Consider the following 15,670-nt stretch of genomic DNA (forward strand, 5'->3'; position numbering starts at 1 on the left):
AATTTGGCGTATTGACAGTAGATTGATGCGGAGTAGAATGAAGCAAATGCCGCATCAAAGGAGTGTTACCCCTTTCTATGAACAACATGGAAACTAAGCACACAGTTACTAGTTCAAAGCGTGTCCGTAAAACCTCAGTACATCGCAGAAATTTGCGCATTGCTACCTGGGAAGGTGTGCCATCGACCATTTTCCAGGTCCTGCTGCAAGGGCAGTTTCTAACAGGATTCCTACTATATTTAGGAGCCACTTCAAGTCAAATTGGATTTGTGCTAGCGCTTACCACTTTGGTTAATGTGATGCAGATCGGGGTAGCTTTTTTGATCCAGAAGCTGCCAAGCCGCAAATGGGCTATGGTTACTTTTATCGGCCTGCATAGGATACTTTGGAGTTCTACGGGGCTAATTCCGTTTATTTTTCCTAAAGAGTATTGGGTCATGGCTTTTATAGCCTTATATACTACTGCATTTATTGCTAATACGGCAGGTGGTGTGCTATGGAGCTCTGTGATCAGCGATCTTGTTCCGGCACGTGTGCGTGGACGTTATTTTGGGATTCGTAATACGTTCCTGAATGCACTCGGTAGTCTGGTGATGTACGGTGGGGGTATCGTTTTGGATCGTTATCCCGGTAGCCATGGTTTTCTGATTCTTTATATTGTTGTGTGGATCTTCGCGATCTCTAACGTCGTTGTATTCTTTTTTTATCCCGACGTGCCTTTCGAGAAATCGGAAGAACATAAATTTTTGCCGATGTTTAAGAAACCGCTTAAAGATACTTTATTTATGAAGTCTACTTTGTTTCTGGCCGCCTGGTTGCTGCTGCAGAATTTAACTGTTCCGCTATACTCGTATGTCATGTTGCAGTTACTTCATATAAATTATGAAACGTTATCACTGCTTAATGTGTCCCAGACTCTTTTTATGATGGCTAGTTTCTACGTTTGGGGTAATCTAAATGCAAAATATAGCAATAAACGTCTGTTGTTCTTTACGTTGCCGATTATTGCCTTGTCCTCGTTGATGTGGGGACTCTTGTCTGTGTTGCCGATGCTGTTGGTGTTGTTTGCCGCTCATATTGTTTTTGGTGTAGGTGTAGGCGGTTTCAACCAGCTGGCCTTTAATTTTATTATTGGAGACACGCCGAAAAAAGAACGGCCTATGTATATGGCGACCTATGCGGCGCTTACGGGTTTATCATCCTTTTTTGGTCCCCTTATTGGGGGACAGCTGTATGAAAAAATTGCCCACTGGCCGCAATGGACCCAAGTATACGGTATGCAGTTGGTAGTGGGAACGCTTATGATCGCTCTTGCCTTCCTGCTGGGCCGTCGTATTCTAAAGGACGAATAGAAGTAAAGGGGACTATTCCATGTTAAGGATTGCGTTGGTATTAGGGGCTACTGGATTAGTAGGGAAAGCGGTTACGGAGGAATTGCTGAATCGTGAAGGTTGGGGTGAGGTGAGAGTGCTTGTACGGACTCCATTAGCTTTAGAACATCCTAAGCTTAAGCAAATCGTTGTGGATTGGGAGAGCCTGGCGGAGTATAGCGATTCGTTCGAAGGCGTTCATTCCATCTTCTGTTGCCTCGGGACTACGATCAAGAAGGCAGGTTCACAAGAGCAGTTCGAACGTGTCGATCTGGATTATCCGCTTGCAGCTGCTGCTATTGCGAGAGATCACGGTGTTAAACAGTTCTTGGTTGTTTCATCCATGGGGGCAGATGCCAAATCGCGCAATTTCTACAGTCGGACTAAGGGGAGAGCAGAGGAAGCGTTAAGCAAAATCGGTTTTCAAGGGCTGCATTTGTTTCGGCCATCCTTGCTGCTGGGTCATCGTAAGGAATTCAGACTGGGAGAACGCGTCGCGGCTAGATTGATGAAAGCGCTGGAGTTTGTGATGGTTGGCAAAGCGGCTAAATATCGTGCCATACCTGGTGTAACTGTGGCGAGAGCTATGGTTAACATTGCCTCTGCTGACACGCATGGTTTGCATATCTACACGAATGAAGTAATACATGTGATTGGAAAACGTTAAGTTTTTCGGGCTGCTAATAAATTTGCATTACGGTGAGAACAGGACTTACAATGGACAATAAATGATCAGCGTTTAATGGAGAGGGGTAACAAGATGAGTAAAAAACAAGTAGCTACTACAAAAGCACCAGGAGCCATTGGTCCTTATAGTCAAGCCATTACCACCGGTAGTTGGGTATACACTTCAGGACAACTGGGCCTTAATCCCGAGACAGGGAATTTGGCTGAAGGCGTTCAGGAACAAGCTCGTCAAGCACTTAGCAATGTACAAGCTATTCTTGAGGAAGCTGGTGCATCACTGGATCATGTAGTGAAGACCACCGTATTCCTAAAAGATATGAATGATTTTGCAGCAGTTAACGAGGTTTACAGCACTTTCTTTAAAGAACCTTATCCTGCCCGCAGTGCCATTGAGGTTGCTCGGCTGCCCAAAGACGGACTTGTTGAGATCGAAGCGATAGCACGTAAGAAATAAATATGATTTCGCACTTCTAGATTATTCTACAAAAAAAGGCGGGTTAAGGAGGATCACCTTCTTAGCCTGCCTTTTTATATTATCAAGAGGACAATCAATATCTGCTGTATCTTCTGCGGCGTGGTGTGAGCAATAGCCAAATGCTGTAGAGCAGCAGAAGACCTGCCGTTACTGTGCCCGTTACAAAGACTGCATTAGCTTCTCTATGTTCCAAGGCGATCGCGATGAAAGCCCATACGAAGACCAGAGGATAGATGCTGTCTCGGTTAGGATAGCTGACTAACACCGCAAGCAGTGTCCCCACGCAGAGCATGATCACGGCCCAAGTTATCCCGCTAAGTCCAAACCCATCCCAATGATTTTTCTCCAGAACAACGCTAACATTCACGATAGTCGCCACAGAGATCCAGCCAAGGTATATACTAAAGGGTAGCTTGATCAGCCATTTCTCACCTGAAGTAGGATTTGCGATCTGGCGCGTTCGGCGATAGATAACAATGATGGAAATTAACATTAACACCATGGCAATCAAAGAAAGCTCGATGTATAGATACTGCCAGAGGAAAAGCCAGCTCATATTAAAAACACAGCTCAGGATAAACCAGAACGAAATAGCTCGTACAGAATCCCTAGAACTTGTATAGGAGCGGAATTGATAAATAACGAAACCGGCTAACAAAAGGTAGATCAGCGACCAAATGGAGAACGCGTAGCCAGCAGGAGTCATGTAAGTCTTATATTTGTCAGAGATTTCTCCTGTACTGTTTCCGCCCAAAGGCAAGGTTACCGCCAGCACATTTACGATAATTACACCCACAAAGAATACGAGGTTCCACCATTTATAAGGATTATAACGTCTCAAATAATTCACTCCCTAGCTTTTTTAATAGGGTGTTGCTTATTTAGAATATACCCCTTTTTGGCCTAATTAAGACTATAAAAAGAAAAGAAGTGACTAGTGAGTCATAACATTCTTGGATAGCAGGGCAGTAGTGCGGGGTATTTTAAATGAATCAAATTACTGGGTGTTTCTATATCCTTCAACTTTATTTCATAAAAATCTACAGAAAATATGCAGAAATGTTTTTAAATCAGCGCTTTTTCGTATAAGATGAAGAGATGAAGATTCAAGAAAATATAAGTTTTGTCCTAGTTCTTTATCCTTATATTTACCGCAGGAGCGCATAGCCTCTCTAAAAGAGGAAGAAGCGGCTTCTACTTGTATAGCTTCAAAATTTATTTCTCGCGGAAAAGGTTGCAGTTACCCTTCCTGATGGTGGGGGGCTGGTTCTTTTTTTGCTTGCTTAAAAGACAGGAGATCACCGATGACTAAGCATCTGTATGCAATATGGTTAGGGGACGTTTTATTTTGCTTCTCTGGCGAAACTTCGGAGCCGAAGGTTGACGCTTGGACTCGCGTAGTGAAGCGGATGGAGCTACAGGGAGGAGTGCGTCCTTTTGCAACTGCTGCTCTGCGTCTGGCAGAAGTGAAATATCCGGCTCCCCCTGTAGAGGGGAAGCCAGCCCGGCGCGGATTGCCCGGACGAACGTTCGAAGGGCTCGCCTTGGTTCCTAGCGATGCATTTCAACTGCTTCTGGCATGGGATGAGACGTTATGCCGAGATCAGGGAGTGGAGCCAGGCGGCGAACTGCGTTACTGGGCAGCAGCGGCACGTTTTGCGCTGGAGCTGATGGGTACGGGCGGGATTACGCCGGGGGCCTTGCCACCACGCCCTGTGGGCTCACGTCGCCGCGGCGGCGAACAGGCGGCGACGGTCTGCTGGTCGCCAGCTTTCCGAAAGCAGGAGGACAAAGAGATCTTTCTGCAGCTGGCAGCATCCATGCCTGTTCTTGCACTAGGAACGCATATCGCAGAGGCAGGGGATTTATCCTCTCGTGATGAGGCTGGAGCATATGTGCTTTACTCCTTTATGCAGGCTGTAATGACTGCTGAGATAAAAAAAGTAATTGCGGGCATTGAAAGTGAGTTAATCCCTTATAAAGCGAATTATCGCCGGGGTTATTCCCCTTTAACTGAACTGTGGTGGAATAGCCTTCTCACGGGAAGCCGAGATATACCCGTGCAAGGAACTCCGGCAGAGGTGACAGACCTTTTGGTCACTGTGAACGAGACCGCTGGCAGCGATGTGCCACATTCAGAGCCAGAGGAAGCACGGAGCGGGCAGCTGGGTCTTGGGCTACGGCTGGAGCCGCCAGAAGACAATGAAAACAATAATGAAGTCTGGCGGTTAACCTTCTGGGCGGAGAATAAGGAAGAAGGGGAATTCTGGTTTCCCGCCAAATCGATCTGGAGTAGTAAAGAACGAGAGTTTACGTTATGGGGTAAACGCTATCGCAATATCCAGCAGCAGCTGCTTATAGCGCTGGGCCGGGCTGCGAAGATATCGCCGGATATTCAGCGCGCTCTTGCTAAGCCTGCGCCTACGGGGGCGGATTTGGAACCGGAGCGTCTTTATTTCTTTTTGAAGGAGACGGTGCAGCAGCTGCGCGATCGGGGAATAACGGTGCAGATGCCTTCGCGCTGGAGCCGTGAGGGACGCCGCCGCATTGGCATGAAGATGAAAATGCAGCCGGGCGTGAACGGGGGCGATAGTCCGGCGCCCGCAGCTCTGGGTATGGAAGAGCTGATCTCGTTCCGTATTGAGGCCTCGCTTGGAGATAGTACGATTAGTGAGGAAGAATTAAATGCATTAGTAGAGGCCGGTGTACCTTTTGTACGTTTCCGCGGGGAATGGATCGAGATAGATCCTAAAGAAATCCGCCAGGTTCTTAGATATATGAAACGCCATGAAAACGGAGAAATGACTGCCGCGGATTGGATGCGCCTAGAAGCCGAGGATGGTGAGGATCGGCTCTGGAAAGGAATGTCCGTCACTGGGATGGAGACATCCGGGCTGTTGGCATCACTTATGCGCGGAGATGTATTACGTAATCTTCCGGTGCGTCCCGTACCTGAAGGTCTGCATGGAACTTTAAGACCTTATCAGGAGCGGGGTTATCAATGGCTGGCCGAGCTCAGTGGTCTGGGTTTTGGGGTATGTCTCGCCGATGATATGGGTCTAGGTAAAACGGTGCAGGTTATCACCTGCCTGCTGGACCGGGCGTTAAGTGCTCCCCCTGAAGAGAAGCAGGAGCCTGTGTTGATTCTCTGCCCAACTTCGCTTCTTGGCAACTGGCAGCGGGAGCTGCAGCGCTTTGCTCCTTCGCTTAATGTACACATACATCATGGTGGACGCCGTGTTCGGGGAGATAGCTTCTTAGAACTGGCAACCAGTCATGATATCGTACTGACGACCTATCACTTGGCAGGGCGTGACAGCGAGGATTTAGCCAATGTCCAGTGGTCAACAGTAGTGCTGGATGAAGCTCAATATATTAAAAATCACCGGACGAAGCAGGCACAGAGTGTGATGAAATTATCGGCACCGCATCGCATAGCTATGACAGGTACTCCGGTAGAGAACAGACTTGGCGAGTTATGGTCTATTTTCCACTTTTTAAACCCGGGCTATTTAGGAACCTATCATTCCTTCCGGCAGCGTTATGTGTCTGGTGAAGGTGGGGAACGCCTGCGGGAGCTACATCGCTTGGTATCCCCCTTCCTGTTGCGGCGTCTGAAGAGTGACCCGGATATTTCTAAGGATTTACCGGAGAAGCTGGAGCTGAAGTCTTATTGCCCGCTGACCGAGACCCAAGCTGCCCTGTATCAGGGTGTCGTGGATGAAATGCTCGGTGTGATCGGGGAGAGCAGTGGTATGGCTCGCCGTGGACTGGTGTTATCCTCTCTGACGAAGCTGAAGCAGATTTGCGATCATCCTCAGCTATTCCGGAAAGAAGAAGGACGGAGTCCACGCAATGAACATTCCGGTAAAATGGAGGTTATGTTCGAGGTGCTGGACAGTGTCGCTGAAGTTGGCGAATCTGTGTTGATCTTTACGCAATACGTAGCGATGGGTGAGCTGCTGGTGAGCAAGCTTACTAAGCGTTATGGTACATCGCCGCTGTTCCTTCATGGGGGGATTCCAAAACGGGAGCGGGACGAGATGGTGCATGATTTTCAAGAGGGCAAGGGGCCAGCCTTCTTCGTGTTATCTCTTAAAGCGGGCGGAGTAGGTTTGAACCTAACCCGGGCCAATCATGTTATTCATTACGATCGCTGGTGGAATCCGGCAGTGGAGAATCAGGCGACAGACCGGGCTTTCCGAATTGGGCAGGATAAGAACGTACAAGTTCATAAGCTGATTTGCCAAGGAACGCTGGAGGAACGTATTGACGAATTAATTGAGCGGAAGAAAAGCCTTTCGGAGCAGGTTGTTGGTTCTGGTGAAACATGGTTGACCGAGATGTCTAATCATGAACTGAAGGAGCTTATTGAACTGCAGGATCAGGATTGGATGTAAAGAAAGACATGAGCAATACGGAGGGATCGAACAATGAGTGAACTGTTAGAGATGCGGCTGGAAGTTGTGCCTGGATTAGTAAAAGCAGCATGGACGGCTTCGCCCGGGAAAGTGACGGGAGGGTCGCGGGCAAAAGGTGAATGGAATGTCGGTACTTCTGCTGTTCCTCAGGGACAAAGAACGGAGCAACCTCTCTCTCTGAAGGTTCCAGTATGGCATGCTGCCCGTAGAAAAGAAATATTGCGGCGTCTGGCGCTAAGTCCGGATGAGGTATTTGCTTTGCTGCAAGGGAGATTGACGGGTGGGCTGGCGGAACTGGAGCTTCTGCCTACAGATACTGAGCTGGAGCAAGCCCTCTTTGAGGGGGAAGGGTTAGAGAACCAGGCGGAGACTCTGCAGCTTATAAAAGAACGACTTGCTGAAGAGCCGCTGCTGGCGCTTTCTCTGAGAGGATTTACTAAGGGAGAACTCCTGGATGGAATATTTGCCCTTTGGGCTGAAACTGATATAGCTGCCGATGATTCTGAGACAGAGGCAGCCCCAGCTAGTGAGCTTGCAACAGAATTAGCACGGCTAGAGCGCAAGGGCCCCGCAATTTCTTCTGGGGAATGGCTTGCAGAAGCGGCTGCTGAAGGTTCGCTTCACCAGCCGGGACCGCAGTTCCATGAGATTACGGCTAGACCATTTCCCTCATCGCCGGTAGTAGCAGCGGTAACGGAAGACTGGGGAGCTTTGCTGCCTCAGACACCTAAGGCTCTAGAAGGCCTAACTTTGATTATGAATCGAGTAGCAGAAGCTGCTGCCCGTCGTGCAAGTAAGGCGTAGTTAAACAGCAGTGGAGTTTAGAGAAGCCGCTTCCTATCTGAGGAGGCGGCTTCTTCTTTGTGTAAAGCTTCTGTAACCTTTTACTATTAAACTCTGTCTATGATTATAGAATAGAAGGAAATGGAAAAAGGAGGGTTTCATTTGAGACTATATGCCGTTTTTGCCCCGATAATCATTGCTGGGTTATTTCTGCAATCCTACATGGTAAATGATAATCTTGGTTTAGATTCGAGTATGGGGATAAATACCGCTGAGCTGAAGACGGATATGAATTCTTTGCAGGGGTATCCTGCTAAATTTAGCATGAATGACATAAAGCATGGGTGGGGAATAGATAAGACTGGATTATGGACTACGAACGATGGAGGAAGTAGTTGGTACCATCCGGACAGCAATATTGTTCCTATTCCACAAGAAACAGGCATCTTTGCCGCAGCAAGCTTTTTCCTGAATGCCACAAATGGCTGGATTATAAGTAGTCATGGTATAGGGCAACCTGTCCTGATCTATCATACCTCTGATCAGGGCCAGACCTGGAAGGAGACAAAACTTCCCGTCACGGAGGATTGGGAGCAAGGATACAGTGGCGGTTTTATTCATTTTATCGATGTGAATAACGGGTATGTGCTGCTGGATTCAGAACCTGGTCTCGGGATGATGGAGAAATCCTTGTATCGCACGGCTGATGGCGGGAACAGCTGGAAGCGAATCGGAAATCTAACGGAGAGTATTAAAGCCTATCCAACAGGGATAACCTTTCAGGATTCCCAGAATGGCTGGATCACCTCCAGCAACCATGGGCAAGAATACATTTTAACATTCAGAACTACGGATGGCGGGAAGAGCTGGAAGCCGGAGCAATTAAAGAAGCCAGCTGCTCTGGCAGCCTTTACTTACAGTAATAGTTATCCGCCTAAATTCTCAGGCAAAGACAATATGAAAGGCATCCTGCCGCTGGAGATCGTTGACGATGGGATTCGAAGTATGGTGTTTTACACAAGTGATAACGGAGGCAGGACATGGAAGCTTGGCCCTCAATTGCTCGGTACTGAGGCAGCGAGAACAACATGGCTGAACGCTCGTGAAGGTTGGGCTTTGCAGGAGGGCGGCAAACTGGTGGCGACTGTCAACGGGGGTGTAAGCTGGAGGTTGATTGCGACATCACAGCTATTCGCGAAGGCAGAAAACATTCAGTTCGTTACGCCGAAAAACGGTTGGTTGGCGGGTCCAGGATTTCTAAAGACCACTACAGATGGCGGCGTTACATGGAAGCCTTTGGTTAGTAAGCCTTGAGGCTGAATACAGCGGAACGCCGGGTCATGATTAGCCGTTGGTTGAGGTTTAGGGACTCAGGAGGCGTTATTCACACATTTATCGCCTATCCAGTATGTTTTCGGACTCCAGTGCAGCTATCCTATATAGGAGGGCGCAGATCCGGAGTTTTTTATGCCGTTAGCGACTTTGGGGTCCGTTAGTATGCAAAATGGAGGATTATTTTGCGAATAAGATAGGCTGTGTCCGATAGCACCTTGCTTCGGCGGCAAATGGTAACGATCAAACGGCCTAATCGATTAAAAAGAAGGGGGTGTCCCAGCAGCCATTGTCATGGCTTATGAGACATCCCCTTAATTTTTGAGAAATGTAGAAATATGAAAGCTTAAACCTGCCCGCCGGCAGGGGATTCCCCTTCTGCAAGTTCCAGAATCTCGCGGCGTAGGCGCAGCATTTTTTGATCCAGTTCATCGGCGGCGCGTGCGGCATCCTTCAATTCCTCCGCAACATGCGAAGGAAGCTGCTTATCGAATTTATAATACAGAATATGTTCCATACTTGCCCAGAAGTCCATGGCTAGGGTTCGCAGCTGTATTTCTGCTTTGACCCAGCGTGTTCCTTCCAGCAGGACGAGCGGAATTGCGACGATAAGATGCAGGCTTTGATACCCATTCGGCTTGGGATGGGCTATATAATCTTTGATCTCCAATACGCGAATGTCTTCGCGTGTGCTGAGGTGATCAACCAGGCGGTAAATATCTTTAACAAAAGCACATACAATCCGCATACCTGCAATATCGTGAATGTGCTGCTCCATATTTTCCAAGTTGAACTCGAAACCTTTGCGCTCCATCTTTTGAAGGATACTCTTGGGTTCTTTAATTCGGCATTTAACATGCTCGATGGGACTGAAGCCGTCACGGACCTGCCATTCCGTTTTGATCACATCGATTTTATTCTCAAGATCATTTAGTGCATGGCGATAGAGTGCTGGCAGAGACTTGAACTCATTGATAAGATTTGTGAAATCCTCGTTATCCTGCCAATGTTGCAGATCCTTAACGTGTACCTGCATCTGTTTTAGCGTAAGCTGTGTGCTGTCATGTTCTTCCACTGAAACTCTCCCAATTTCGTTATTTGTGATTAATTCTATTTTAACCGATGTAGAACCCCTGACGCAAAATAACGTCTGAAATCAGGGAAAATAAGAATTTATAGGAACATTCTCCGCTAAATCGCGTATTAAAGCACATTAATGAATCTGTTCGATACATTTGGTATGATAGAAACACGTATCGCTGGAGAGGGAGGAACTGTAATGAGTTTTATGAAACGAATCAAAGATAGTGCGAGCCGGGTTACCGAAAAAGCACAAAGCTCTGTTGAGATCGGCAAGCTGAACGGGCTTATTTCCGATATTGAACGTGAGATGGAAGTGGAATTCACGAAAATGGGCAGGCTTTTTTATGAAGGGTATCGCTCTAAGGATATGTCTGTAGCTGAAGGCAAAATGGTAGAACTGGCACGGACCTGTTCCAAGCTTCAGGAAAAAATTGAAGTCCAACGCGCAAGAATTGCTGAACTGAAAAATGAACGGTTATGTTCTTGTGGCAATGTTGTGGCGCTCGATGCAAATTTTTGTCCAAAGTGTGGAAGTAAGCTGGAGGAGCTAACCACATCAAGAAAGATTCCGTCACCGCCGGTATTCGTCAAAACTGTGGATGAGGACGAAGAGGATGAGGATCAATACTATGGTGCGGATGAGCTAACGGATGAAGAGAAGGAGATTGCAATGAAGCTCCATCCGCAAAGTGTGGTGTATTCTGAGATCCTGCCTTCAGAGGATGATGAGCTTCCATTGGAGGAATATGCGGCGAACGAACATGACATTGAACGGGATCGCAGACATGCTGATCAGCTGGAACGGGAAAGACAAAGACAGCTTGAGCTGGATCGTCGCATCCGCGATTGGAACGCGAATGAACATCAGGAGGAGTCCGCAGTCACCCAGGACAGTGGTGTTCGTGATATGATTAAGTGTCAAATCTGTCGGAATGAATTGCCCAAGGGCTCCTTATGGTGCCCGCGTTGTGGATCGGAGCAAATATAGTACAGATATCAGTCAGCTTAGGGCTTAGGGGGACAACAAGATGGAACAGCTGCTGCTGCATCTGCGCAATCTGGGCTTCACGGAGATGGAGTCCAAAATCATGGTCGAGCTTGCGACTAAAGGTCAGGCTTCTGGCTATGAGGTTGCCAAACAGCTCGGAGTTTCAAGATCAAATGTGTATGCGGCGCTTCAGCGCCTAACACAGCAGGGATATGTACGATGTGGTGAAGGAGAGCCTGCGCGGTATAGTGTTCTCAATCCGGAGGAGCTGGCGACGATGATCTCGGGAAGAGTTCAAGCTTCGCTGGCTTATATGGAAAGTGAGATGCCTCGCGGAGGGCCTGTTAGTCCTTCTTTTTATAATGTAGAGGGCGACCGCAATGTAATGGGGGCGCTGATTCGCCAGCTTAACATGGCAGAGCAGGAAATTGTAGTGGATATGTGGCGCGAGGAAGCATCGCTTCTGCGGAGCGAACTTGAACAGGCCGAACTGCGTGGCGTTAGGCTTTTATGGGCTTTTGACGGTGGCAATGCTGCTGCTGCCTCTTACCCAGTATGGCCGTCATTCGGAAAAAATTCGCAGCGGGCGGATGGACGGAAGTTCTCATTTGTGATTGACCGGAGCTGGTGTATGCTGGGGATGCGTTATGATGATGGATCCGCGCAAGCAGTGGTAACAGAGCACCCGGTGTTAGTGGAGCTGCTATTAAATCATTTTACACAGGAAATGGTCTTGTTCGAGCTGGAGCAGGATATGGGCGCAGAATTAGTAGAGCGTTATGGAGAACGTTACAGCAAAATTCATAGCAAATATGTTATGTATGATCAAGGCGATGATGGGGAAGAACAGGCGCAGTAGTTATTATCATAGGGAGGTGAGAAGCATGGAATGTATCGTTCATTTTGAAGTGGTGCACAATGATGGTCCTAAAAAATTGCGTGGACTGTTGTTTCTGGATAAGGGAGCATCTCCTGGAGAAGCAGAATTAGTCGAAATGTTTAAGGATATGAATTTTAACGTGAGACTGGAAGACCGCGAAAAATTGATTTTTAAACCGGTAAATCCGGGGGATTTCTTGGAGATTCGAATTACGGGTTATGATAACGGTCAGGAAAAGAGCAAGGATGATCATAATTTAAAATCGATCGTTGGAAATTTATTGCCTCAGAAGCCGACAGGTCTGTAATGTGGGGAGAATGGATTCAATGATGGGAGAAGGAGGAGCACTATGGAGCTGTTGAGACAAAAAGTGTTGAAAGAAGGTATTGTACTCGGGCAAGGAGTGCTCAAGGTGGATTCTTTTCTGAATCATCAGATGGACCCCTTCCTGATGCGTGAGGTTGGCCGTGAGTTTATCCGCCGGTTCGCTGGCGAAGAAATTACGAAGGTGCTGACTATAGAATCCTCGGGGATTGCTCCAGGGATTATGACAGCATTAGAGCTGGAGGTTCCGCTGATTTTTGCCCGTAAGCAGAAATCGCTGACGCTGACAGAAGACATTTACGTGGAGAAGGTCTACTCCTTCACGAAGAAAGAAACGAATGAAATTACCGTTTCGAAGAAATTCATTGCTCCCGGAGAACGGGTGCTGATTGTTGATGATTTCTTGGCGAATGGTGAAGCCGCCTTCGGACTTGCCCGTATTGTTGAGCAGGCGGGAGGAAGTGTGGTTGGAATTGGCATTGTGATCGAAAAAGCGTTCCAGCCAGGGAATCGGCTGCTGCAGGAAGCGGGATATCGCGTAGAGTCACTTGTGCGTATTGCTTCACTGGAGGACGGAAGAGTCACTTTCGTGGAAGACGAGGAAGAGCCTCTTGTTTGAGGCTTTTGGAATGCATTCTCAGTCAAAAGCTATAGGATATACAAAACAGCAAGCGAACTGGTAATGAACCAGTCGCTTGCTGTTTTTTGTGTGTATGGTATGCACGGGTCAGGTTACCCGTTGCTGCCGCATGCCGCTGCAGTGTCGGCGGGCAGCTGTACGCTGTCCGCCGCCAGCGGCGATAGCACCCGCAGCGCCCCCGGCTCGCAGCGAACGGCCAGCGGCCCTTTGCCGAGGCTCTCGCCGTCGCCGATCGCAGGCCGGGCCTCGGCAAAGCCCACAGCTACGCTACGTCCGCGCAGCATAGACACGAAGGGCAACGCCACATGCTTGCCCTTCAGTACCGTGGGGAACAACCGCAGCAGCTGCCCGCGGCTGCACCCATGCACGACGCAGACGTCAAGCTGGCCGTCATCGGCCTTTGCCTGCGGGCAGATCAAAAGCCCGCCGCCGTAGCTGGGCAGGTTGCAGATCGAGACCAGCCATGCCTTCTCGAAGGCGTGCTCCGTACCGTCGCAGACTACGCTTACCCGGCAGGGCTTGAATGTCATCAGCGTATGCAATATGCCGATGATATACGCGAGCTGGCCTGCTCCAATGGCATTGCACAGCCTTTTGTATCGGCTGGCATTCACATTCTCGGCCACTTGAGCATCAAAGCCATTGGCAACGGCTGTTACGGTCAGTCCGTTTGCTCCTGAAAGCAGGTCTGCTTCGATATACCGCTCGCTAAGGGCGGCCTCCAGCGCGGCTTCTATTGAAAGTGGAATGCCAAACCCCCGGGCGGTGTCATTGCCGGAGCCGGCAGGGATTACGCCCATGGGGATATCTTTGCCGCAAAGTGCACCCAAAATGCTATGGAGCGTGCCGTCACCACCGATTACAATCACGGCTTTCCAATCCTCGCGATGCTTTAGTGTATTTAAAACAAGGGCTTCTGCACCCTCTACGCTGTGCGTAAACAAGGACATGAAAGGCAGCGAACGCTCCTTCATGAGCGCCTCTACAGTATGCCAGGTCCGGCCGCCTGCTCCCCCGCCGGAACGCGGGTTTATGATAAATAGATACATATGATTTCCTCCAGCCTGTAGAATTCCATTGATGCCCTTTCTACATTGTAAGGAGTGGATGGGCAAAAGGGAATACTTTTCAGCGATCAGAGGGGCTGCTTTTTGGGGGATTACAGATGGCGAATCTGACTTTCTGCGATATCACCTGCCCAAGGGAGTTTATACCACCTGCCACTTAAGGCATGGTAGATCATTAACAGCCACACCCCAAAGCTGCAAAGAGAGACGAGGGCACTCATCAAGGGACCGAGGAATGGGACCAATCCGGTTAGAACGTGGAGGATCATCAGCACCCCGAAGGTAATCAGTGATTGCAGCGAATGGAACAGCACAAAGCGGCTGCGTTTCTCCAATGCGAGAAAGACGACGCCGCCGAGAAAAGGGAAAAAGTAACACAACGCGCCCGCTATATTATCGGGCAATCCGGTGGATGATTTAAAAGGGGACAATGGGCTCACTCTCCTTCTGCTTGGAGAAGAAGGGGCTTGATTGTTCGAATCCTTCTTCCTTACAAGCCTATGACTTGTCAGGAAAAAGTATGTTTAGCTCATTGAAGGGAGAACATACTTTTCAAGCAGCCTGCGAGGGTTCTTCCAGTTGTTTGTCTTGCTCTCTGCTGTAAAGACCACTACAGCATCCAGATTGGGAAAGAGCAGAATCTGCTGCCCGCCATGCCCGTGGGCGAGCTTGTAGGGCTGCCCGCTCATCGTACCGATCCAAAACTGATATCCGTAATCACCAAACGCTGGATATCCCTTAGCTTGAGCGGTAAGTGCATCCTGCAACCAATGTTCTGGGATGATTTGCTGCTCTGCAAACACTCCATTATTCAGCAGGCAGATTCCGAATTTAGCCATATCCCGAGACGTTAGGTGCAAACCGATATGACCCATGCTATGTCCTTCGGGGCTAGGTAACCAAGCGGTATTAGCCATTCGGAGTGGAGTGAATAAATGCTGTGCTGCATAGGAAAATGCATCAAGACCTGTAGATTCACTAATCATTATCGAGATTAGATGTGAGTCGATGCTTCGATATTGGAACTGGCCGATTTGTTCTGGAATAATGTTCAAGCTAAGGCCAAAGGAACCCCAGCGGCGGCTGCGATGGAGGTTCCGAACAAGCGGTTCACCAAGCTTCTTCCCTGTGATCCAGCTAAAACCGGAAGTCATGGTAAGAAGATGACGGAGTGTGATCTTTGAGAGATGTGGGGAGTGAAGGTATGGAATATGCTTGCGAAGAACCTCGGACACAGAAATATGGAGATCAGGCATCTCTCCACGGCCGATAGCGATTCCCGTAAGGACGCTGACAAAACTTTTGGTGGCAGAACGGAGATCATTTAATGCTCCAGCATGATGGTCGTTATAATAACGTTCGAAGATAAGTTTTCCGTGACGCACAATAAGCATGCTATGCATCTTGGGGTATTCTTTTAGGATAGCTTGATGGGCTTGTTCAAGACACTCCAGGCGTGTATCGGTGTCTTCTGGCGCTGCGGTAGTCATTAGGGGAATTACAGGCTGAGCCATAACGATCTCCTTCTCATTTGTTGATAAATGCAGTTTCCCTTGCTGTTTAGGTTATTTTATTTTAACCAGTTTGGAGACATCTGACTTACGAAGGCAGCTGTAAAAA

Annotated in this window: 15 protein-coding genes; 10 read left to right on the forward strand and 5 right to left on the reverse strand. The window is 48.5% G+C overall.

Features of this window, described 5'->3' with window-relative positions:
- Positions 1-77: 77 nt before the first annotated feature.
- The 3 genes from MHB56_RS16985 (at position 78) to MHB56_RS16995 (ending at position 2,511) form a co-directional block, all read left to right on the forward strand.
- Positions 78-1,352, forward strand: a complete 1,275-nt coding sequence (locus tag MHB56_RS16985) for an MFS transporter (protein ID WP_051491245.1) — start codon at positions 78-80, stop codon at positions 1,350-1,352.
- A 19-nt stretch (positions 1,353-1,371) separates the two neighbouring features.
- Positions 1,372-2,037 (forward strand): oxidoreductase, encoded by a 666-nt coding sequence (locus MHB56_RS16990; RefSeq protein WP_339246153.1) that lies wholly within the window; start codon positions 1,372-1,374, stop codon positions 2,035-2,037.
- Positions 2,038-2,130: 93 nt separating this feature from the next.
- Complete coding sequence (locus MHB56_RS16995; protein WP_341143784.1) at positions 2,131-2,511, forward strand: RidA family protein; 381 nt, start codon at positions 2,131-2,133, stop codon at positions 2,509-2,511.
- 94 nt (positions 2,512-2,605) lie between these two features.
- On the opposite strand, the gene MHB56_RS17000 is transcribed toward MHB56_RS16995, so the two are convergent.
- Positions 2,606-3,373: a TspO/MBR family protein gene (locus MHB56_RS17000; protein WP_076124500.1), complete on the reverse strand. Its 768-nt coding sequence runs from the start codon at positions 3,371-3,373 to the stop codon at positions 2,606-2,608.
- Positions 3,374-3,836: 463 nt separating this feature from the next.
- Here MHB56_RS17000 and MHB56_RS17005 point away from each other — a divergent pair, with 463 nt between their 5' ends.
- The 3 genes from MHB56_RS17005 to MHB56_RS17015 all read left to right on the forward strand — a co-directional run bounded on the left by MHB56_RS17005 (position 3,837) and on the right by MHB56_RS17015 (position 9,050).
- Positions 3,837-6,932, forward strand: coding sequence for a DEAD/DEAH box helicase (locus tag MHB56_RS17005; protein ID WP_076124498.1), 3,096 nt, complete (start codon positions 3,837-3,839; stop codon positions 6,930-6,932).
- Positions 6,933-6,965: 33 nt separating this feature from the next.
- Positions 6,966-7,757 (forward strand): hypothetical protein, encoded by a 792-nt coding sequence (locus MHB56_RS17010; protein ID WP_076124497.1) that lies wholly within the window; start codon positions 6,966-6,968, stop codon positions 7,755-7,757.
- Between the two features lie 141 nt (positions 7,758-7,898).
- Positions 7,899-9,050, forward strand: coding sequence for a WD40/YVTN/BNR-like repeat-containing protein (locus MHB56_RS17015; protein ID WP_076282514.1), 1,152 nt, complete (start codon positions 7,899-7,901; stop codon positions 9,048-9,050).
- 364 nt (positions 9,051-9,414) lie between these two features.
- Here MHB56_RS17015 and MHB56_RS17020 read toward each other — a convergent pair whose 3' ends face one another.
- Positions 9,415-10,104 (reverse strand): GTP pyrophosphokinase, encoded by a 690-nt coding sequence (locus MHB56_RS17020; RefSeq protein WP_051491247.1) that lies wholly within the window; start codon positions 10,102-10,104, stop codon positions 9,415-9,417.
- A 243-nt stretch (positions 10,105-10,347) separates the two neighbouring features.
- Here MHB56_RS17020 and MHB56_RS17025 point away from each other — a divergent pair, with 243 nt between their 5' ends.
- From MHB56_RS17025 to MHB56_RS17040, 4 genes are read left to right on the forward strand one after another with little or no spacing between them, the layout of a single operon-like run.
- A complete protein-coding gene (locus MHB56_RS17025; protein ID WP_076193702.1) occupies positions 10,348-11,139 on the forward strand; it encodes a zinc ribbon domain-containing protein in 792 nt (263 codons plus the stop codon).
- A 40-nt stretch (positions 11,140-11,179) separates the two neighbouring features.
- On the forward strand, positions 11,180-11,998 hold the full coding sequence (locus MHB56_RS17030; protein WP_076124492.1) for a TrmB family transcriptional regulator: 819 nt from the start codon (positions 11,180-11,182) through the stop codon (positions 11,996-11,998).
- A 25-nt stretch (positions 11,999-12,023) separates the two neighbouring features.
- Positions 12,024-12,326, forward strand: a complete 303-nt coding sequence (locus MHB56_RS17035) for a hypothetical protein (RefSeq protein ID WP_038568522.1) — start codon at positions 12,024-12,026, stop codon at positions 12,324-12,326.
- Between the two features lie 42 nt (positions 12,327-12,368).
- Positions 12,369-12,962 carry a xanthine phosphoribosyltransferase gene (locus MHB56_RS17040; RefSeq protein ID WP_076101352.1) on the forward strand — a complete coding sequence of 198 codons (594 nt, stop codon included), beginning with the start codon at positions 12,369-12,371 and terminating at the stop codon, positions 12,960-12,962.
- A 113-nt stretch (positions 12,963-13,075) separates the two neighbouring features.
- On the opposite strand, the gene MHB56_RS17045 is transcribed toward MHB56_RS17040, so the two are convergent.
- The 3 genes from MHB56_RS17045 to MHB56_RS17055 all read right to left on the reverse strand — a co-directional run bounded on the left by MHB56_RS17045 (position 13,076) and on the right by MHB56_RS17055 (position 15,564).
- Positions 13,076-14,032 (reverse strand): diacylglycerol/lipid kinase family protein, encoded by a 957-nt coding sequence (locus tag MHB56_RS17045; protein ID WP_076193704.1) that lies wholly within the window; start codon positions 14,030-14,032, stop codon positions 13,076-13,078.
- A gap of 110 nt (positions 14,033-14,142) precedes the next feature.
- Positions 14,143-14,481 carry a DUF4870 domain-containing protein gene (locus MHB56_RS17050; RefSeq protein WP_036682511.1) on the reverse strand — a complete coding sequence of 113 codons (339 nt, stop codon included), beginning with the start codon at positions 14,479-14,481 and terminating at the stop codon, positions 14,143-14,145.
- A gap of 93 nt (positions 14,482-14,574) precedes the next feature.
- Positions 14,575-15,564, reverse strand: coding sequence for a serine hydrolase domain-containing protein (locus MHB56_RS17055; protein ID WP_076146865.1), 990 nt, complete (start codon positions 15,562-15,564; stop codon positions 14,575-14,577).
- Between the last annotated feature and the right edge of the window lie 106 nt (positions 15,565-15,670).

It is taken from the genome of Paenibacillus sp. FSL H8-0315, from assembly GCF_038005365.1.
Lineage (GTDB): Bacteria > Bacillota > Bacilli > Paenibacillales > Paenibacillaceae > Paenibacillus_AQ > Paenibacillus_AQ odorifer.